This is a genomic window from Pseudomonas sp. HP_01 (assembly GCF_055284355.1).
The window spans coordinates 149,938-170,224 of sequence record NZ_JBTOPV010000056.1; the positions used below are offsets into that span (position 1 = coordinate 149,938).

12 protein-coding genes are annotated in these 20,287 nt (G+C 60.9%); 10 read left to right on the plus strand and 2 right to left on the minus strand.

What is annotated here, in order from left to right:
- Window positions 1–21 precede the first annotated feature (21 nt).
- Window positions 22–1,473 (plus strand): lipopolysaccharide kinase InaA family protein, encoded by a 1,452-nt coding sequence (locus ACYAR8_RS22340; protein WP_463581081.1) that lies wholly within the window; start codon window positions 22–24, stop codon window positions 1,471–1,473.
- Between the two features lie 4 nt (window positions 1,474–1,477).
- Here the strand turns inward: ACYAR8_RS22340 and ACYAR8_RS22345 are convergent, their stop codons facing one another.
- Window positions 1,478–7,525, minus strand: a complete 6,048-nt coding sequence (locus ACYAR8_RS22345) for a dermonecrotic toxin domain-containing protein (protein WP_463581082.1) — start codon at window positions 7,523–7,525, stop codon at window positions 1,478–1,480.
- A gap of 390 nt (window positions 7,526–7,915) precedes the next feature.
- Between ACYAR8_RS22345 and ACYAR8_RS22350 the strand changes: the two genes are divergently transcribed.
- The 3 genes from ACYAR8_RS22350 to ACYAR8_RS22360 are packed head-to-tail and all read left to right on the plus strand — an operon-like array spanning window position 7,916 to window position 12,069.
- Window positions 7,916–9,670 carry a carbamoyltransferase family protein gene (locus tag ACYAR8_RS22350; RefSeq protein WP_463581083.1) on the plus strand — a complete coding sequence of 585 codons (1,755 nt, stop codon included), beginning with the start codon at window positions 7,916–7,918 and terminating at the stop codon, window positions 9,668–9,670.
- Window positions 9,663–10,571, plus strand: a complete 909-nt coding sequence (locus tag ACYAR8_RS22355) for a glycosyltransferase family 2 protein (RefSeq protein ID WP_074892201.1) — start codon at window positions 9,663–9,665, stop codon at window positions 10,569–10,571. Before ACYAR8_RS22350 ends, ACYAR8_RS22355 begins: the two co-directional genes overlap by 8 nt.
- A gap of 37 nt (window positions 10,572–10,608) precedes the next feature.
- Entirely contained in the window at window positions 10,609–12,069 is a 1,461-nt protein-coding gene (locus ACYAR8_RS22360; protein WP_463581084.1) for a hypothetical protein, read from the plus strand.
- On the opposite strand, the gene ACYAR8_RS22365 is transcribed toward ACYAR8_RS22360, so the two are convergent.
- Window positions 12,056–12,724 carry a BUD32 family EKC/KEOPS complex subunit gene (locus tag ACYAR8_RS22365; RefSeq protein ID WP_463581085.1) on the minus strand — a complete coding sequence of 223 codons (669 nt, stop codon included), beginning with the start codon at window positions 12,722–12,724 and terminating at the stop codon, window positions 12,056–12,058. The genes ACYAR8_RS22360 and ACYAR8_RS22365 overlap by 14 nt on opposite strands.
- A 121-nt stretch (window positions 12,725–12,845) precedes the next feature.
- Here ACYAR8_RS22365 and msbA point away from each other — a divergent pair, with 121 nt between their 5' ends.
- The 6 genes from msbA to ACYAR8_RS22395 all read left to right on the plus strand — a co-directional run bounded on the left by msbA (window position 12,846) and on the right by ACYAR8_RS22395 (window position 20,284).
- Window positions 12,846–14,666 (plus strand): lipid A export permease/ATP-binding protein MsbA, encoded by a 1,821-nt coding sequence (msbA, locus tag ACYAR8_RS22370; RefSeq protein WP_463581086.1) that lies wholly within the window; start codon window positions 12,846–12,848, stop codon window positions 14,664–14,666.
- A complete protein-coding gene (locus ACYAR8_RS22375; protein WP_463581087.1) occupies window positions 14,660–15,556 on the plus strand; it encodes a GNAT family N-acetyltransferase in 897 nt (298 codons plus the stop codon). The genes msbA and ACYAR8_RS22375 overlap by 7 nt, the downstream gene beginning before the upstream one ends.
- Before the next feature lies 1 nt (window position 15,557).
- Complete coding sequence (locus tag ACYAR8_RS22380) at window positions 15,558–16,961, plus strand: PIG-L deacetylase family protein (protein ID WP_463581088.1); 1,404 nt, start codon at window positions 15,558–15,560, stop codon at window positions 16,959–16,961.
- Window positions 16,962–17,100: 139 nt separating this feature from the next.
- Window positions 17,101–18,525: a bifunctional D-glycero-beta-D-manno-heptose-7-phosphate kinase/D-glycero-beta-D-manno-heptose 1-phosphate adenylyltransferase HldE gene (gene hldE, locus ACYAR8_RS22385; protein ID WP_074892213.1), complete on the plus strand. Its 1,425-nt coding sequence runs from the start codon at window positions 17,101–17,103 to the stop codon at window positions 18,523–18,525.
- A gap of 74 nt (window positions 18,526–18,599) precedes the next feature.
- Complete coding sequence (locus ACYAR8_RS22390) at window positions 18,600–19,574, plus strand: glycosyltransferase family protein (protein ID WP_463581089.1); 975 nt, start codon at window positions 18,600–18,602, stop codon at window positions 19,572–19,574.
- Window positions 19,574–20,284, plus strand: coding sequence for a protein kinase family protein (locus ACYAR8_RS22395; protein WP_074892216.1), 711 nt, complete (start codon window positions 19,574–19,576; stop codon window positions 20,282–20,284). The genes ACYAR8_RS22390 and ACYAR8_RS22395 overlap by 1 nt, the downstream gene beginning before the upstream one ends.
- Window positions 20,285–20,287: the final 3 nt, after the last annotated feature.

Sequence of the window (20,287 nt, forward strand, 5' to 3'; positions counted from 1 at the left end):
GCTTGATCAAAGAGGGCGCCGATGCGTTTGTCTGAACTGAAAAACGCCGGTCGCACCCCGGCGCTGCCGATGAACATTGCGCTGGAGGATGCGGCCGGTCCTGCCGAGCTGCAGCTGCTCAGCCTGCTGCGCGTCCTGCCCGGTCAACGCTACGTTGGCGCCGGCATCTGGCGCGGGCGCACAGTCCTGGCAAAGTTGCTGGTCGGTGCGAAAGCCCCTCGGCATTTCCAGCGTGAACGTGACGGCGTACAGGCGCTGGCCAAGCAAGGCTTGCCAACACCGTTGCTGCTGGCCGAAGGGCTGCAAGAAGGTGAGGGCGGCTGGCTGCTGTTCGAGTTTCTGGATCAGGCCGAAAGTCTGGGCGATGCCTGGCAATCGGTGGAAGAGCTGCCACCCCTGGCCGATGAACAGCAGTCAGTGCTCGGCGATGCGCTGGCGGCCGTGGGCCAGATGCACGCCAAAGGCCTGTGGCAGGAGGACCTGCACCTGGACAACCTGCTGCGTCAGGGCTCGACCTTGTACTTGATCGACGGCGCGGGCATTCGCGTCGAAGAAGCGGGCAAACCGTTGTCCCGGCAGAAAGTGCTGGAAAACCTCGGCGTGTTCTTTGCCCAGTTGCCCAAGTCCCTTGAGCCGTTCACCGAAGAGTTACTGGTCTATTACCTGCTGAGCAACGGCGAGCACGGTTTGCCGGTCGAGGCGCTGCAAAAGCAGATCGACAAGGTGCGCAGTTGGCGCTTGCGGGACTACCTGATCAAGATCGGCCGTGAATGCAGCCTGTTCAGCGTCGAGGATGGGCCGTTTGCCCTGCGCGCGATTCGTCGCGAGGAAGTCGCGGCAATGCAGCCGGTGCTAGAAAAAGCCGACGCGCTGGTCGATGGCGGTCATCTGTACAAGACAGGGGGAGCGGCCAGCGTCGCCAAAGCTGACGTCGCTGGCCGTGAGCTGGTGATCAAGCGCTACAACATCAAGAACCTGGCGCACTGGCTCAAGCGTTTCTGGCGCCCGTCCCGCGCCTGGCACTCATGGCGTGAAGGCAATCGGCTCCGTTTCCTCTGCATTGCAACGCCCAAACCGCTGGCGCTGCTGGAAAAACGCTTTTTATGGCTGCGCCGCGAGGCGTATCTGGTGACCGAGTTTCTGCCGGGGCCCGACATCATCGAGCGCTTTGCGCCCTACGTTGCGTCCGGGGATGCGCCGGAAGCCGAATTGCAGGCGCTGGATCTGTTGTTTGCGCAGTTGATCCGCGAGCGCATCAGCCACGGCGATCTGAAGGGCCACAACGTGTTCTGGCACAACGATCGCTGGTCGCTCATTGATCTGGACGCCATGTGTCAGCATGGATCCCAAGCCTCGTTCGCGACGGCGTTCGCCAAAGACCGCGCGCGTTTCATGCGCAACTGGCCGGCGGACAGCGCGCTGCACCAAGTGCTGGAGCAGCGCCTTCCGACGGTGTCAAAAACGCCGGACTGACCCGTCAGCTCACTTGATTCAGGTTCATCTCCACCAGAGCGTCGATCAGTGCCTGCACGTTGTCGAACGGCTGGCGATGAACCCGCTGCCATGACTCGCGCTCGACGTAGACTTTGCCTGCAGTATTGAACCGTATCGGCGTGTGCTTGAGGGTGCGGTCCCTCGATCGATGCACGATCGTCGGTCTCAAGGGATCGGATTCGTCGAGCAGGAACATGCCCGGACTGTGCAATCCAGCGCTGGCCGGTGCGGCAAGTTGAGGGCGCTTGGGCAATTCGACCTCCACGAGGAAATCGTTCTTCACCAGCACCGCCTCGTGACCCACCCCCGCAGGAACCTGCTCGCCAGGGTCGATCATGATGCCGCGGCTTTTGCCATGCGCCACGTCCATCACCCGTACACCGATCCCCTGTTCAAGCTCCGCGATGCCAGGCACGCTGTTTTTGAAGGTGTTGACATGGGTCTCACCCGCCAGCGCGATCCACTTGTGCGCTCCCATCACCTCCTGATGTTTGCGTATCGTGCGAGACGCAAAATAGCTGAACACCTGCTGGCGCGTGGTGCTGGATTGGTTTGGCAGATGGCGGATGAAGTAGCTGGCAGCGCAATCAATCGCGCGGATTTCAATGCCATGCCGTTTGGCCTGGACCACCAGCCTTTCAAACGAGTACACGCCTGTCGGGTCGGTCCGAAACGTTTTGTCCATGCGCTTGAGGTCATGCAGCAGACGTTTACTCATCAGCCCGGTTTCGGCGAAGCGGTCCAGGTCGGCCTGATGGAGATCGGTCAACAGGTGCTCCATGTACAGCGTTCTTACGTTCTGGCGCGCCAGATGCTCCATGTTGTCGAGAATGAAGCGCTTGCTGGCGAGCGCCGAGTGGGACTCCCCAATCACCACCCCCGAGGTGTTTTCGTACAATTCCTCGATGAACATGCTCAACGGCGTGTCGGTCTTCACTTCAGGCAAAAGCACGCGCTCGGGTAAGGCGAGCGTGAGCACCGAGCGCGCGTCTTTCTGCAACGTACTCGCCAGTTCAAAGAATCTCTCACGTACCTCCACCAGATGACTTTCCACGAAGAAATAGTCGGGGTTAAGGCCTCGGTGACGGAAGTGGGCAAGGTCATGAAAGGTGGTCTGCATGTCGGCAGGCACTTGATAGCGGTTGTCGATCAGTGACTGCTGAATGGCGCCCAGCGGGTAGTCGTTGCTCCAGCTCGTGGCATCGGCGCGGGTCCAGTAGCCTGCCGGACTCCATTCAAAACCGTGCTCACCGGTGTAAGGGTTCAGCTCGTTCCTGCGATGGGAGACGATGGCGCGGCGGTTAGGGTCAAGGCCCCATGCCATGGGTGAGCGCCGTTCAAGCAACCCATACAGTGCATCGTCCAGCGAGGTCTCGGATGGACTCACTGGCGACGATGCGCCGGCCACATTGTCGATGTTCGGGTTGCCGATCTGTGCCTTGAAATCCGCACGCGACGCAGCGCTGCTGATGACGGCATCGCTGTCCACGGATATCTGGATCGGCGTGCCCAACGGCACGTCTTCGACGCGCAGGCTGAGTACCCCCTGCAGCTCACTGATGCCGGGCCGTTGCTGCCAGGTGTTGGCTGTGCGGTGGTCGAGCAGGGCGATCCAGCGTCGGCCAGGGTGCGCCTGAACGTCGCCACTGATGACCTTGTTACCGAAGAAAACCGCCATCTTTTGCGGCGCGAGGGCGTCGCCGGCAGCGGATGCCACTTCGTTGTCGGCATAGTCGTAACTGACCGATGAGCTGAATGGCCGAACCTCAATGCCGTTTCGGTGTGCGGCTTTGATCAGGTGGTAATAGTCGTATTTGTCGCTGCCGTTTTTGAGCGCGCCCTCGTTCACGGTCTCCAGATAATGCTTGAGCGTGTGGGAGCCACTGCGCGTTTTGCTGCCAAGCGCCTTGTATTTCTGAAGCTTGTGCGTGTGCTGGTCGGTCTGCAGATGTTCGATGTACAGCACCTCGACCTTGCGCTCCGCCAGCAACGGCATGTGGTCGATCAGCAGCTGTTTGCTGGCGATGGACGTCGGCGCTTCGCCAATCACCAGACCGCTCGACTGCTCCAGTGCTGCGTCGAAAAAAGCTTGTGGCTTCACGTCATCTGCCAGGACCGGCAAATCGGGTTTACCCGGCAGGGGCGGATGCTCGAAGAATGCCTTCGCATCGCGGTAGAGGTTCTGGCGCAGGGTCTGGTAGGTCGAACGGCCACCCTGGAAAATGTCCTCGAAAAACTCGTGCAGGCCAAAGGGTCCCTCATCAAAGCGCTCAGCCTGCCGCGGGCTCACGATGCCAAAGATGTAAGGTTGCAGCGATTCCGGCATTTCGTAATCGCTCACGTCGCCCACGGCTGTGGCGGGGCCTGCCGGGGTTTCGTCCAGACGGCTGAACGACGGGAAAACGCCGCCGCGCAATCCTGCGGCCTCAAGCATTTGCCACTGCCCATGACTGTTGAGGCGCACCGTTTGCCGGCCGAAGAATGCAAACGGGTTACACGGGTCAACAATTTGCCAGGCGGCCAGCCGGACGTCGTACTGGACCTGGTATGTCTGGCCCTGCATTGAAATGTAGAAATTGCCGTCAACGACGCTGACACCCTGCCCGTGCGGGCGGCTCAGAGGGACGGCGTCCGCCAGAGATACATCAACGGCGTGAAGCGGATGTGCGAGCGTGTTCGCGCCCCGCACCGGTGCGCTGTCCTGCTGCAGTGCTTTCCATACGCCGGTGACGTCGGTTTGCGCGAAGTGACCCGTGGGCTGAAGCGTTTCGGGGATCAGCGCGTGGGTCCGGTGGAGCGGAACGTGGCGGTTGAGAGATTGCGGCGCGGCCCAGAACAGTTCGTTCTCCACCACGATCGGCTGCAGCGTCTCATCGGTGGTATGGGCAATCGAACGTGCATACCTGCCGGCCGCATTCTGGCTGGTCAGGTCCTTGAGCACATCCCCCAGCCCTTTCATTCCGGAGTGCAGATCGCCCGCAGCGCCCGCCGTGTTCAGCCAGGCGCTGAGCACGTAGAAGCTGGCGGTGGCGTGATCCCGCTCGTCGAGGGCTTTTAATGCGCGATAACCATCCGCGCCCGCGATGATCATGCCGACGGCAAAGCTGGCGGGCGGGAAGGGCAGGGTCACTGCAGTCGCGATCAGCTCCAGGCTGCTCCAGACCTGTCGGCAGAGCATGTCTGCACGACCGGTCTGGGTGTCCGCGACATCCTGGAGCTTGCGCTCGATCACCTGATTGAAGCACACGTCATACAGGTTGCTGAAAGGCTCGCTCGGCAGCGCGGGTTTGCGACCACCGCCTTTCTTCAGTTCAGCCAAGGCAAAGGCCAGCGGCATCCCGGCCTTCAAGCGGGCGCGGCTGAGGTAGTAATCGCCCATGCCTGCGCCCAGCAGTGTGTTGCTGAACATGGTGAGTGGACGGAAGAGACGACCGTCCGGCGCCTGCGGCGTGTACAACAGAACCTGTTCCAGCGAGCTCGCGTCAGGCGGCGCGAGCAGGAAGCAGCCGTGAATAATCTCTGCACGGGAAGCGATAACCATCACGTCCACGTTCAACTGCAGGGGATAGACGGGGTAGCGCAGGCGCTCCGCCGGGCTGCTGTGATGCATATTGAGGATGGAAGTGGTGAGCCAGCCCAGTTGCGAGGCGTCGATGTGGCCTTCGAGGAAGCTGCGCAAGGCGTCGGCGCGCATTTGCAGTTGTGTCAGCAGCAGGCTCTGTTGGCGGCGCCAGTCGTAACCCTCGCTTGCAGGTGCCAGCAGCTGTCCACGAATCATCGCGATGTACTGATCGGCGACCCATTGACCGCGAACCGAGCCGGCCACTTTTTCCGGACTCAGCGGCGTGAGGTCGACGCCCTCGGGGCCGGTGAAGGTGGCGGTTGTATCGGCAGCCGGGTTGAGCAGACCAAGTGTGTCGTCGTAACCGTCGCGCAGCATCTGGGTATATGACAGAGTTTCGCGGGGTGTATGAATGATGATGCGGTCAGGGTCCACCGCGTCGGGCGGCAGGCCCATCAGCGCGTTGATCTTGCGGCTGGCAGTCTGATGGACGTAGGTGTTGAAGTCGGTCACCTGGGTGTTCGGGGCGGCTTGGTAGGCTTCACCCGCCGCCACGATCGCCTCTTCCAGTGCCACCATCTTCTGACGCTGCTCGGCGGATGCCCGCAGGAACCAGTCCGGTGTGTGCAGCCGTTGCTCGGAGAGCATCACCTCAACGCGGGCCGACACCAGTGCACGCAAACCGCTGTTGTAATCAGGGAGGGTTGCGTAGCTGATCCAGTCCTGGGCAGGCGCAGGCTTTTCGCTCAAATCCTGCAGCTGGTCTTTCAGGGCGTCCCTTCTGCTCGCGGTGATCTGTTCCAGCAGGAACGGGTTCATGTCGGCGGACCGGCTCCAGCTCACGAGCTCGCCGAGCAACTGGCGCTCGTTGTCGAAGCGTTGGAAATGCCGGCCGCGCGGGCTGTCCGGAGTGAACATCAGCAACCCGTCCAACTGTCCCGATGCATCGAGCTTGCGCAACATCAGCATGTTGCTCAGGGTGTCACGGCCATTGAGCTTGATCTGTTGAACGATAACGGCCGGGTTTGTCGGGGCGACGGTGTCCGGATTCAGTGACTCGATGAGGGCCAGGTCGGAAGGTTGAATGTGGCCTTGCAACGCTGCCCCACGGGCCTGCGCGATGAGCTGATGATGCATCGCTTCGCTCATCAGGCGCTGTGTGGCTGGCGAGCCGAGCGCCTGGCGCTGGGCGGGTCCGAAACGGCTCCGCAGGTCCAGCTCGGTGATGACGTCGACGAGGTACGCCGGGGTCAGTTCACTGTACTCAGGGTCAAGCGGCAGGCGGTTATAGGTGATTTGGCTATGGGTCTGGAAGGCCGAACCTGCCGCTGTGTCACCGGGGTGCAGGCCGTAAAGCGCCAGGTGCGTCAGCGTTCGGCTGACGGTGTAAGTTTCACCGGTGACGGGCTGCGTTCGTTCGGTGCTGATCAGGACCTCGTTCGGATCAAGGTCAATCCCCAGATCATTGGCCAGTCGTGCGCGCAGACGGCTTCGCGCGAACTGTTGCGGGGACGCGGCGCCGTCCATGATGCTCATCAATGCGCTGCGCGCGTGCTCGTAACTCATCAGGCCCGAGGCGTAACGCTCGCGTTGCTCGGTGCTGGCCAGTTCAAGCCAGTCCGGGCGTGCGCGGCGTGCTTCGCGGTGGGCGCGGCGATCCTCGGCAGCCACAATGGCGCCGTCGGGGCCCCAGGATTTCGGCTGGCGGAGCAGTTCTTCAAGTCTGGCCAGCAGGGTCTGAGGCGACAGGCTGTGGGCGGTCTCGAACAGCGCGTCGATGTCTACACGCTGCCTGGCGAGCAGATGATCAAAGGCGTGATCGTAGGGTGATCCCTTGATGGACGTTAGGTGAAAGTCTGAAGGGAGGGTGGTTTCCAGAAACACATCGCCCCCGGATGAGACCTCGAGCCATGCATCGCGCGTGCTGTCGCGCATCAGGCGCAGGAGAGGCAGGCGCAGGAGTGGGTGATTGATGCGACGGGCGAGTGCTTGCTGCAGTGCCTGGTTCGAGACAAAGCCTTCAACGCCCTGTCCGGGCAACCAGAGCAGGGTCTGCCCCGGTTGGGCGGTCGCAACGATCGCGCCGGGGAATTCGATGCGACGCTGTGCATCGAGCTGGAGTTCGAGGGCGCTGAAAACGACGTGCTCCCCCGCATCCATACCCGGCAGGCAGCGGGAATAGTCGCGGTGCAGTTCGCCTTCTTCGATGTTCAGCAGCAGGTCATCGCGCAGGGTCAGTTCGAGGCAAGTCACGAACAGCTCGCGCCGCGAAATGTCACGCGCACTGGCCTGCGCCCAAAAGCGCTCGCTGGCCGAGTGCAGAAGCGCTGCCTGCTCCAGGGGCGGGAGGCCGGATGATGCGTCAGTGAGATTCTTTGCGTCCGGTAGCTGCTGACATTCGGCGTCGAGAACAGCGGCGAGCGTTGTCAGCCGATCCAGCGCAGGCGGGTTGGTTGAAAATGTATCCATGGCGTTAAGCATTCCTGAGTGAGCTCCGCGCGAAAGGGCAGGCGCGAGCCGGGCGAGAGCCCGATGATTCGTTCAGCCACAAATCAATCAGAACGCCGGTGCGTGTGGTGCTAAATAGTTAACGCACAAGGTGAGGGGCGAAGGTGTAGGACCGGCTTCAGCCGGAAAGACGTCAAGTGCCATGTCACAAAATCGACGGCGTACACCCTGGCCGCTTCCCGGCTAAAGCCGGTCCCATACGAGCATCGCGCGGCACTTCATTCCCTGCGACCACTTCCAGAGCCATTACGCTATAATCCCGCCCTTTAGCTGTCTGCCGCCGTGGCGCCAGACACACCTTATTTGTCAGGCGCGTGATGCCTGCATGCAGACTTAAGAGGCTAGACCCTAGTGGCATTGACGATTCTTGGCCTGTCCGGCGCCCTTAGCCATGATCCTTCCGCAGCCCTGTACATCGACGGCAAGTTGGTTGCAGCGGCCGAAGAAGAGCGTTTCGTTCGCGACAAGCATGCCAAGAACCGCATGCCCTATGAATCAGCGAAGTTCTGCCTCGAACAAGCAGGCATAAAGCCTTCCGATGTTGACGTCGTCGCCATTCCTTTCGCGCCCATCAGCCTGTTCGGCGAAGCGCGCTGGCACTACGCCAAACGCTACTGGTATGCACCGGACCGCGCACTCGACGCGATTCTGATGGGCAACCGCCGCTACAAGCGCTACCGCAACAAGATCGTCTGGTGCCTGGAGCAACTCGGTTTCGATCCGAAAAAAATCAAGATCGAACCGGTTGAGCACCACCTGGCCCACGCCTCCAGCGCGTACCACTGCTCCGGTTTTAAAGAGAAAACCGCGATCCTCGGCATCGACGGCAAGGGTGAGTACGCCACCACGTTCTTCGGCTATGGCGAAAACGGCAAGATCCACAAGATCAAGGAATTCTTCGATCCGGATTCCCTCGGCGGCCTGTATGGCGCGATCACCGAATTCCTCGGTTTCGAGATGCTCGACGGCGAGTTCAAAGTCATGGGCATGGCGCCATACGGCGACGCGACCAAATACGATTTCTCGCGCCTGGCCACGTTCGAAAACGGCGAACTGGTGATCAACACCGAATACGCCAACGTCATCGGCCTGCGTCGCTACAAAGAGAAGGGCAAAGGCTTCTACTTCTCGCCGAAACTGATCGAGTGGCTAGGCCCCAAGCGCGAAGGCGACATCGCCGACGAGCCGTACATCCATTACGCCGCCAGCATGCAGGCGCTGTTCGAGAAGCTGTCGCTGCAGATGATCGACCACTATCTGGGTGACATCCTCAAGGAAACCGGCAAGCTCGCCTTCGCTGGCGGCTGTGCGCTGAACGTCAAGCTGAACCAGAAAATCATCGCGCGCCCCGACGTCAAAGAGCTGTTCGTCCAGCCCGCGTCGGGTGATGCCGGCACAGCCGTTGGTGCCGCTGCCTACGTTTCCCACGCGCGTGGCGTGCCGGTCGAGAAAATGGAACACGTTTACCTCGGCCCGTCCTACAGCAACGAAGACGTGATCGCTGCTTGCGCCCGCCACCCGAGCAAGCCGGCCTGGCGCCAGATCGACAACACCCCCGAGCGCATCGCCAAGATCATGGTCGCGGGCAACCCGGTGGCCTGGTTCCAGGGCCGCATGGAATTTGGTCCGCGCGCTTTGGGTGGTCGTTCGATCATCGGCTGCCCGAGCATTGCCGGCGTCGCCGATCGCATCAACCATCAGATCAAATTCCGCGAGCGCTGGAGGCCTTTCTGCCCGTCGATGCTGGACACCGTTGCCCCGCAGATGATCAAGATCGATCACCCGGCGCCGTTCATGACCTTCACCTTTGAAGTGGCGGAAGAGTGGAAAACCCGTGTGCCGGAAGTCGTCCACGAAGACGGTACCTCCCGCGCTCAGGTGCTCAAGCGCGAGTACAACCCGCGTTACTACGACATGATGAAGGCACTCGAGGAACTGACCGGCAACGGCGTCTCGCTCAACACCTCGCTCAACCGTCGCGGCGAGCCCATGATCTGCTCGCCTACCGATGCGCTGAACATGTTCTTTGGCTCCGATCTGGAGTACCTGATCATGGAAGACATTCTGGTAGTCAAAGACGGCGTGGAAGGATCTGGACTTGACTGAAACACTGATCAGCGTCGTGATTCCCGCATACAACTATGCCCATTCCCTGCGTCGCGCAGTGAAATCGGTATTGGCGCAGATTCATGACGCTTCTGCTGATCTGCTGGTGATAGATGACGGTTCCACCGACAACACATCAGAGGTGCTCGCGAGGCTTTCCGCCGAGAACCCTGGGCGCTTTCGAGTGCTGCATAAGCCCAATGGTGGGTTGTCTTCAGTACGCAACCGCGGCATAGAAGAAACCACAGGTCTGTACCTGGTGTTTCTTGACGCAGATGACGAAATGGCCCCGGGTGCACTGGCGGGGCTCGCCAGTCATATCGCACGCCATCCCGACACTCATTTGGTGATCGGCGCGCACTGGTCGATGTTCGCCGATGGCCGACGCAGTTTGCAGGTTGCCAAGCCGCTACCGGCGGCGGCACGACAGAGAGTCAAAGGCTATTTGCTGGACAAGACCTTCTCCATCTCAAACGGTGCCTGTGCCATGCATCGCGACGTGTTTGCGCCGGGTAACTATCCCGAGCATCTGCGCAATGTCGAAGATCTTCCCGTCTTCGCTCAGGTCCTGGCGCGCTTTCCCTGCACGGTGCTGGATCAGCCGCTGGCGTTCATTTACAAACACTCCGACAGCATGCGTCATGACTTGCGCCAGAGCCTGGCGGCGGGCACCGTGCAAGTGGTGTGCGAGGTGTTCTCGGCCCAGCGGATGCCCGTTGAGTTTCATGACCTGCGTCAGGCATTCATGGCGCAGCGTTGCCTCTCATTGTTTCGTGATTGTTATTCCCACGGCGAGTACACACTGGCCAGGAAGTTTTATTTCATGGCGTTGAAGGCGCACTGGCGCACGTTCGCGCGCTGGTCATATACACGCAAAGCCTTGCGTTCGTTGTTTCGATAACCGGTTTCAGTTTTGCGCATGTAGCTGAGGGAAGGTAATGAAAGCGGCAGTTGTTAAAACCGGCGCCCAGGTCTCCGGGTGGGTCCGCGAGCATCCGGTTCGGCTGGCATTCCTGGGCAGCATCCTCCTTTCGCTGATTGCAGTCCTGGGCACCGCAACAGTCGGGCGTGACGCAGCCCTGTACATCGATATCGCGCAACGAGTCGCCGAGCACGGCACGCAAGCTGCCTGGCAATCCTTTGACTGGCCGTGGTTCTCCCTCCTGCTGGCCGGTACCCACCTCGTGCTGCACCTGCCTCTGGAGCTGAGCGCCTACCTCTGGTGTGGCCTTTTCTTCGCCGGCGTCAGCGCTTTGATGGTTGATTGCGTTCGTCAGCGTTCGGCAGCGCTCGCCCCTTGGGCCTGCCTGGTGATGCTGGCAATGCCAGCCGTTAACTCGTTTCGCAACGACATCATTCGTGAATGCGGCTTCTGGTTCTTCTGCACGCTGGCGATCTGGCTCTCACTGCGTTGGGATGCCCGTGGCGGCTGGCTGCGCGCAGCTTTTATCCACGTGGCGATCCTCTGCGCCATGTTGTTCCGGCTTGAGGCGCTGCTGCTGATCCCGGCATTGGCGCTCTGGCAATTGCCGGGATTAAGGGATGCTGCCAGCCGCAAGCAGGTGTTTCAGTTTGCACTGCTGCCAGCGCTTGGCTTAATCGCGGTGGTGATCTCAGGCGCGTTCCTGTCCGGACGCCTGATGATCTATCTGGATATGCTCAATCCCCACACTGTTCTGGCGTCCTTTGATCTGCTGTCGAACCAGTTCGCCAACTCCCTGATCAACAAGTATTCGCAGGACGAAGCCGGACGCATCATTTTCTTCGGCATCCTGGCCTCCATGCTGATCACTTTCGTCAAACTGATGGGCCCCTTCGCGTTGCCGTTCGTGCTGCGCAGGAACTGGGGCGTGTTGGGTGCATACTGGCGCGATTATCGGCCCTTCGCCTGGGCGGCGCTGCTGTACCTGATCGTGCTGGTGCTGTTTTATGTCAAAGAGCAGTTCATGAACAGCCGCTACATGAGCTTTCTGAGTCTGCTTTTTGTGCCGTTAATGGCAATGGGATTGGCATCGTTTGTTGGGCAGTTCCCGCGCCTCGGCAAGGCGCTTGTTGTTGTAGCGCTGCTCGTGATGCTCTCAAACGTGATAACGACCGGTGCCGGGAAGACCCATTACGTGGAGGCAGGCCGCTGGATGTCGACCCACGTCGAGGCGAGCGCTACGGCCTTCGTTGACGACGGGCGCATCAGTTATTACGCCGGCCGAGGTTATGTGATTCCGGGGTTGACTCGGGAGCAAGCGATGTCCCCGCAGCACGCGGACGAGTATCAATACTTCCTTATCGACGCCAAAGAGAACGAGCCATGGCTCGTCGAGTGGCTTGAAGCACGCCATCTCAGGGTGTTGGCGCACTTTACCAATCGCAAGGGCGCAACCGTTCTGGCTATCGGTCGATAGGGGCGGTCAGCAGCAGTTGCAGGCGCTCGGTCATTGTCGACTGTCTGTCAGTCGGCATACCTTGGGTATAACCCTGCAAAAACGCCGCGCCCTGATCACTGCCAAGCAGCCACTGCTTGTCCTGTTCGTAACGTAATAAGTGGGCGAAGTTGCGCAGGCGCTTGCTGTCACTCAACGCGAGTTTCTGGCAGCGCAGGTCCGCGATGTCGATCAAGCCGAGTTCATTGGCCGGCGTGAGCACAACGTTCCCCAAGTGCAGCGAGCGAAAGTAAACGCCGCGATCGTGCAGGTGAGCGATAAACGTACCCAGGTCAGCACGCAATGGTGCTCTTTCAACGTGCTGGTTCAGCACCTGGCGGATGGTCAGGCCGGGCAGTGGCGTATAGCGCACGCCGTCGCGGCTGATGCTGGCAATTCGGTAGGTGGCGATGACATCGGGGCAGGGAATGCCGCGCTTTTTGAGAGCGTCGATGTTGTCGGCGAAGCGTTTCGCATAGGGGAACAACAAGGCCGAGCTAATCAGGCGCTTGCGGCGGAACAGTTTGAGAATGGTGCCGTCCTCAAGCAACAGAACCTTGTCCCCGGATCCGTCCGCTTCGAGCACGGTGGCGTTTTCTCGCAAGGCTAGATAGGCGCTGTGTTCCATTGGGTGCATCGGCATACTTACCTGAACAAATGCGGCATGTTACCCGAGTCCGCCCCGCTTGGGTCGCAGCAGGGGTCGACAAATATGGGTTGTGCTACCATGCCCGCCTAATTTTTTCGTGCGGATTCCCATGAGCAGTCCTGATCCTCAAGCTAAAACGACCCTGGCGATTTACTTCCGCCTGTTGACCTATGTGCGGCCGTATATAGGCCTTTTCTGCTTGAGCATTGTCGGCTTTCTTATCTTTGCGTCTACCCAGCCGATGCTCGCCTATATCCTCAAATACTTCGTCGATGGCCTGTCCAATCCCGAAGCCAGTCTGTTCCCCGGCAACCCTTATATTGGCCACCTGCAATTGCTGCAGGCGGTGCCGCTGATGATCGTTCTGATCGCAGCGTGGCAAGGTGCCGGCTCGTATCTGGGCAACTTCTTTTTGGCCCGCGTCTCCCTCGGGCTGGTGCATGACCTGCGGGTCGTGCTGTTCAACAAATTGCTCACCCTGCCCAACCGCTTTTTCGACAACAGCAACTCCGGGCACCTGATCTCGCGCATCACGTTCAACGTGACCATGGTCACCGGCGCTGCCACCGACGCGATCAAAGTCGTGATTCGTGAGGGCATGACGGTCATCTTCCTGTTCGGCGCGCTGCTGTGGATGAACTGGAGACTGACACTGGTGATGCTGGCAATACTGCCGCTCATCGCCGTCATGGTGAACAGCACCAGCAAGAAGTTTCGCAAGCAGAGCAAGAAGATTCAGGTGGCCATGGGCGACGTGACCCACGTGGCGTCGGAGACTATCCACGGCTATCGCGTGGTCCGCAGCTTTGGCGGTGAAGACTATGAAAAGGCCCGCTTCGAGAAGGCCAGCAGCAGCAACACCAAAAAGCAGCTGGCGATGACCAAGACTGGCGCCGTTTACACGCCAATGCTGCAACTGGTGACCTACAGCGGCATGGCCATCGTGATGTTCCTTGTCCTTTATCTTCGCGGCGATTCGTCGGCGGGCGATCTGGTGGCCTACATCACCATGGCTGGCCTGCTGCCCAAGCCGATCCGCCAGTTGTCTGAAGTCAGCTCCACTATCCAGAAAGGCGTCGCCGGTGCTGAGAGCATCTTCGAGCAACTGGATGAGCAGACAGAGCAGGACCTGGGCACCGTAGAGCGCAACAAGGTTTCAGGCCGTCTGGAGGTCAAAAACCTTACGTTTACCTATCCGGGGACGGAAAAGCGCGTGCTGGACGACGTGAGTTTCGTTGCTGAAGCCGGCCAGATGGTCGCGTTGGTGGGCCGCTCCGGCAGCGGCAAATCCACGTTGGCGAGCCTGATCCCGCGTTTCTATGATCACGTGCAGGGCCAGATCCTCCTTGATGGCGTCGAGACCCAGGACTACACCCTGCGCAGCCTGCGCCGTCAGATTGCGCTGGTGAACCAGAACGTCACGCTGTTCAACGACACCATCGCCAACAATATCGCTTATGGCGATCTGGCCGGCGTGCCGCTGGAAGAGATCAAGAAAGCCTCGGCCGATGCCTACTCCGACGAGTTCATCGACAAGTTGCCTCAGCAGTACCAGACCCTCGTCGGCGAGAATGGCGTGCTGCTGTCTGGCGGTCAGCGTCAGCGGCTGGCGATTGCTCGCGCGCTGCTGAAAAATGCGCCGCTGCTGATTCTCGACGAAGCGACTTCGGCGCTGGACACCGAATCCGAGCGTCATATCCAGAAGGCGCTGGAGAAAGTCATGCAGGGCCGTACCACCCTGGTGATCGCCCACCGCCTGACCACCATCGAAAAAGCCGACGTCATTCTGGTGATGGACGAAGGCCGAATTGTCGAGCGCGGCTCCCATGACGAGCTGCTGGCCAAGAACGGTTACTACACGCGCCTGCACGCCAAACAGTTCGAAGAAGACGAGCCTGCCGAAATCGACCGGGCAGTCGATGCATGCTGAGTCACTTGCGCGCATGGCGTGAGCGAGGCTGGACCCCGATCGATGCAACGACCTACGCCACCGCGTGGCAGCAATTCGGCGGCAGCGTAGCCACGCACCCGCAGGTGATCGAGCGTCTGGCCGGGCTTGCGGATATTCCGGTGCGTTATCTGGGGTGGCTGCAAGATGGCAACGTCGTCGCTGCGGTTGCCTGCTGGGGCCGGGATCTGGCGCTGGCGAAGAAGGTACTCAAGCAGCGTGATCGGCGGGTGTTCGATCTGGGCAACGCAGAAATCATTCTGCCGATCGCCCCGGGTGTGACCGTTCCTGTGCGCCAGCGCATGAGCTACGTATCGGAGCTGAACGCCGGTCAGGTCGACACCCTCAAGCCTCAAGCCGAGAGCCTGGCGATCGCCCGCGCGCCCGAGGACTATTCCAAGAAATTCCGCTACAACCAGCGCCGCGAACAGCGCTTGCTTGAAGAGGCGGGCGGGGTCGTGCAGCCGATGCTGGATTTCACGTCCGAGGAACAAGCGCGCATTTACTCAAGCCTGTTTCATGCGCGCTGGGGCTTCGACGTGCCGGGCAAGGATCACCTGGCCAAGGTGTTCGAGGTGATGCGCGAGTTCATGACCGGCTCGATGATTCTGCTGGAAGGCAAGCCCATTGCCGCTCAGGTCCTCTACAGAGTCGAGTCGCCACATTGGGTTTCGGTGGAATACATCAACGGCGGTGTCGATCCGGCCCATCAGGCGCTGAGCGCCGGCAGCGTGCTCAGCTTCGTCAACACCCAGAACGCCTGGGCTGACGCGAGGGCGGTGAACAAGCCATTGCGCTATTCCTTTGGCCGCTCCGATCGCGAATACAAAGACCGCTGGTGCCAGACGGTGCCTGTCTACAAGGTTGGATGACATGTCCGGGCGCAAGCAGCAGCTTCTGAAACGACATCGGCGCAACAAGCGTCTGGCGCTGATCATCGGTCTGGTGCTGCTGATCGGCATTGGCATCTGGGTCGCGTGGTGGCTGGTGCCTTTGCTGATTGTCGCTGCCTGGGTGGCCCACGAGGCCTGGTTCTCCGACCATCTGTTTTATTCGCCCAAGTGCGATTACCACTATCAGTTTCCCGACGCGGCCCAGGCGCAGGCCGTTTCCGTGGTCAATGGCATGCTGCAACTGAGTGAGCCGTTGGCCGAAGGCGAAACGCTGCTGCTGGAGCTTGATCTGCGCAGCAGCTGGCTCGGTCGCTGGCTGGACCCTTACGTGTTGGCAGGCGACGACCGCCAGGATTTCGAACGAGGGTTTGCCGGGCGTCGCTACGTGAACCTCACCGGTCAGCGAGACGTGGTCGCAGACAGCACGTTGCGCCTCAAAGGCGGGTTTTGCCGCATCGCCGATACGGGCCGTTTGTACGTGCTGAGCAACCCGGACTACCGTCAGCAGCGGTTGATGGTACTCGCACCCCACGCTGACGATGCCGAACTGGCAGCCTTTGGCCTGTACAGCCAGGCCGCTGATTGCAGCATCGTTACGGTGACTCAGGGCGAAATCGAGGCCGAACGCTACGAACAACTGGGGCTGAACCGCGCCGATGCCGCGCGGCTCAAGGGTCGTCTGCGTACGTGGGACAGTCTGGCGATTCCGTTGTGGGGCGGTGTGCCGCAGAGCCAGTGCGTGCAACTGGGCTACTACTGCCTGCAACTGCCGGCCATGGCGCAGTCGCCGGATCAGCCGTTTGGCTCTCGCGATTCGGCAGAGACCGACATCCGCAGCGCGCGGCAGCACAATCCGTTGCCGTTGCCAGGGGATCAGGACGGCGCGCCGACCTGGAACAATCTCGTGGCCGACCTCGCTGCGCTGCTGGACGCCTATCGCCCGGACGTCATTGTCATGCCGCATCCGCAACTCGACCCCCACGCCGACCACATCGCCACGACTCAAGCGTTATATGAAGCGGTGAGCAGAAGCGCGCACACGCCCGAGGTGGCGCTGTTCTACGCCAACCACCTGCACGACAACGACCGCTGGCCCATGGGGCTGGCCGGTAAAGGTGTCGCGCTGCCGCCGTTTGTCGAAGCGCCTTCGGTTGGTCAATTCTGGAGTACGTCGCTCAGTTCGGACGTTCAACTCGATAAGGCCATGGCCCTGGCGATGCAGCATGACCTGCAGGGGTCGCCACCCCTGAAGAGGCGCCTGCGCCGGCAGATTCAACGCTGGCTGGCCGGTCGCGAATGGCCGCTGACGGGAGACGACGAATTCTTCCGCAAGGCCGTACGGCGGCATGAGGTGTTTTGGGTCCGGCGCTTTCCGCGCCCGTAACTGCAACAGTCGATGCACCATTTAAAGCGCCATTTGAAGCGCTGTTTGAAGCACTAAGGGATTCGAGGCCAACCGGCCAGCCAGCGCTGATCGCTGTGCTAAGATTCCGTCCTTGTCCATTTCTGCCACGGGTTGTTCGATGAAGTTGTCCATGCCGCGTTTTGATCAGGCTCAAGTGTTAGTTGTCGGCGACGTCATGCTCGACCGCTACTGGCACGGTGGCACTTCCAGAATCTCCCCTGAAGCGCCGGTTCCGGTGGTCAAAGTCGACCAGATCGAAGACCGTCCGGGTGGCGCGGCCAACGTGGCGTTGAACATTGCAGCGCTGGGCGCCAAGGCGTCACTGGTCGGCGTCACCGGCACCGACGAAGCCGCCGACAGCCTGGGCAACAGCCTCAAGGCCGCTGGTGTGATCGCCAGTTTCCAGCGCATCGCTCATCAGCCCACCATCGTCAAATTGCGCGTCATGAGTCGGCACCAGCAGCTGCTGCGTATCGACTTCGAAGAACCCTTTGCCACTGATCCCGAGGCCCTGAGCCGGGACGTTGATGCCTTGCTCGATGGCATCAAAGTTCTGGTCCTGTCCGACTACGGCAAAGGCGCGCTGAAGAATCACCAAGTCCTGATCAAGGCGGCCCGGGACCGGGGCATTCCCGTTCTGGCCGACCCGAAGGGCAAAGACTTCGCGATCTATCGCGGTGCCAGCCTGATCACGCCCAACCTCAGTGAATTCGAGTCCATCGTCGGCCATTGCGTCGACGAGGCAGAGCTGGTCGCCAAAGGCGGGGCGCTGATGAAGGACCTCGATCTGGGTGCGTTGCTGGTCACCCGTGGCGAACACGGCATGACCCTGCTGCGTCCGGATCAGCCGACCCTGCATCTTCCGGCCCGCGCGCGTGAAGTCTTCGACGTGACCGGCGCTGGCGATACGGTTATTTCCACGCTGGCAGCGGCCATTGCAGCGGGCGAGGAGCTGCCTCATGCAGTCGCCTTGGCGAACCTTGCGGCGGGCATCGTCGTAGGCAAACTGGGCACCGCCGCGATCAGCGCACCCGAGTTGCGTCGCGCCATCCAGCGCGCCGAAGGTTCCGAGCGCGGCGTGCTGACCCTCGATCAGTTGCTGCTGGCGATTGACGATGCCCGTGCCCACAACGAAACCATCGTGTTCACCAACGGCTGCTTCGACATTCTGCACGCCGGCCACGTCACCTACCTGGAACAGGCCCGCGCGCAGGGGGACCGGCTGATCGTGGCCGTCAACGACGACGCGTCGGTCAGCCGCCTGAAAGGCCCGGGACGCCCGATCAACAGCGTGGATCGACGCATGGCGGTGCTGGCAGGTCTGGGCGCGGTGGATTGGGTGATCAGCTTCCCCGAAGGCACCCCGGAAAACCTCTTGGCCCACGTGCGTCCGGACGTGCTGGTGAAGGGCGGCGACTACTCGGTTGACCAGGTCGTCGGCGCTGACATCGTCGCCTCTTATGGCGGCACCGTGAAAGTGCTGGGTCTGGTCGCCAACAGTTCAACGACAGCCATCGTCGACAAGATCCGCAGTCAGGACTGATCCGATGCTCACAGTGAAGAGTGGCAGTCTGTTGCCGCTGCCATTTATGTATTCGCAGTTCGGTATATGAACAAATGAAAGTCATGTTACTGGTGATGGATGAGCAGCGCGTCATCCTGGACGGGTTGTACGACACCGTGCGGCAGCATTGTGACGACTGCGTCATCTTTCGCCTGAGCAAGCAACAGCAACTGAATCTCGGGACATTTCTGGCCTCGGTCGACTATCAGAACTACGACCGGGTAGTGATCTTCTCCCGGGTCAAACGGCTCGCTCGCCAGCGCGCGGTGCTCAAGTGCATTCCGGGGCTGATTTTTCTTGAGCACGATGCTTATCAGAATTACATGAGCGCAAGCAAATACCACGGCATGTATTCGCGCCTGTACCGGCAGCTGCCGTGGAGTCGCGCGTTGCTGTCGGGCGCGGTGGTGGCGCGGCGCATGCGCGGCGAAGGCCTCGATGCGGTGTTCGTGTCCAAAGGCTACGACCAGGAAATGCTGCGCAACCTCGGCAAGCCTCGGGACATTCCGGTGGGCTTTCTGGGCAGTCTGAAAAGCCGTGAGTATTCAGAGCGCAAGCAGTTGGTGGAGAACCTCGCGCAGCGCGCCGGCGTGCTGGTGACGCGCACGGCCTCTGGTGCCGAGTACCTTGAAACCCTCAATCGCATCAAGATTTTCGTCAGTGCCGACATCGGCATGGGCGAGTTCATGATCAAGAATTTTGAAGCCATGGCCTGCGGTTGCGTGCTGCTCGCGTGGAGTCAGGGCGAAGAGGACGATCTGCTGGGTTTCGAGGAGGGGCGCAACGTCATGTTCTACCGCTCCGAAGACGAAGCCGTCGAGAAGATCCGGCTGCTGCAGAGCGACCCCGATCTTGCTGAGCGCATCGCTGGCGAAGGGCAAAGATTCGCCGAAGAGCGGTATGCCTTTGCCCGCGTCGGGCGCGATCTGGCCGATGAAATTCAGCGGCCAATGCGCCCGTGGCAGCGTCCATCGGCGCTGATCCGTGGCTGGGTCAAATTGCGCCATGGCATGCAGGTGCCCGCCTGATGCCGCCGCCGTCCAACCACGACAGCGCCGCCCCCAGTGAACCCCTTGTATTGCCGGGCGCCGACCAAGACGTATTCGGCGCGCTTCCCCCTGCGCTGCGCCAGTGCCTGGCGAAGGCTGCACGGGTCATTCTCATTGCCAACAACCCTGCCATCTCCCAGGCCGATTTCGATGCCTTGGGCGTGGGCGCCGACGATGTCGTGATCAGCTTTAATCTGTGCATCAAGGCCGCGCTCCTGAAGCCTGAAAGCGTCAACCTGTTCGTCCACGGTTTTAACGCGCCGGACTGCTACTTCTTCGGACTGCCTGCCTCGACGGGCGTCACGCAGCTCGCCGCCCAGCCTGGTGCGCGCTGCTTCACGCTGCTGGTGGGCTGCGCCGTGCCGCTGTGTCCGCTGCCTGACGTTGCGCTGTATTGGGACCGCATTCCTTTGCCGGCACTGGCCGAGCACTATCCGGTCGATCGCCCCAACGGCAAGCGCTTCGTCGGGCCCTCCACAGGGTTCAACGTGCTGGTGCTGCTCGACTGGCTGCGCGCTCATGCCGGTTACCCTTACAGGCTCATGACGCTGGGTTTTTCCAACGAAGCCGGCAAACTCTGGGGTGGGCACGCCTGGGACTATGAGCGCAACTGGCTGCTGGGCGCGGACGTCGAAGTGATCGCCCTCAAGCCCCGCAGTTGGTGGCGCAAGCTGCTATTTAGTAAATGAACA

What these genes read in the sequence shown, in the direction of transcription:
- hldE (WP_074892213.1), top strand. Translation starts at nt 17,101, where the DNA reads ATGAAGTTGTCCATGCCGCGTTTTGATCAGGCTCAAGTGTTAGTTGTC.
- ACYAR8_RS22375 (WP_463581087.1), top strand. Translation starts at nt 14,660, where the DNA reads ATGCTGAGTCACTTGCGCGCATGGCGTGAGCGAGGCTGGACCCCGATC.
- ACYAR8_RS22360 (WP_463581084.1), top strand. Translation starts at nt 10,609, where the DNA reads ATGAAAGCGGCAGTTGTTAAAACCGGCGCCCAGGTCTCCGGGTGGGTC.
- ACYAR8_RS22340 (WP_463581081.1), top strand. Translation starts at nt 22, where the DNA reads ATGCGTTTGTCTGAACTGAAAAACGCCGGTCGCACCCCGGCGCTGCCG.
- msbA (WP_463581086.1), top strand. Translation starts at nt 12,846, where the DNA reads ATGAGCAGTCCTGATCCTCAAGCTAAAACGACCCTGGCGATTTACTTC.
- ACYAR8_RS22395 (WP_074892216.1), top strand. Translation starts at nt 19,574, where the DNA reads ATGCCGCCGCCGTCCAACCACGACAGCGCCGCCCCCAGTGAACCCCTT.
- ACYAR8_RS22380 (WP_463581088.1), top strand. Translation starts at nt 15,558, where the DNA reads ATGTCCGGGCGCAAGCAGCAGCTTCTGAAACGACATCGGCGCAACAAG.
- ACYAR8_RS22365 (WP_463581085.1), bottom strand. Translation starts at nt 12,724, where the DNA reads ATGCACCCAATGGAACACAGCGCCTATCTAGCCTTGCGAGAAAACGCC.
- ACYAR8_RS22390 (WP_463581089.1), top strand. Translation starts at nt 18,600, where the DNA reads ATGAAAGTCATGTTACTGGTGATGGATGAGCAGCGCGTCATCCTGGAC.
- ACYAR8_RS22345 (WP_463581082.1), bottom strand. Translation starts at nt 7,525, where the DNA reads ATGGATACATTTTCAACCAACCCGCCTGCGCTGGATCGGCTGACAACG.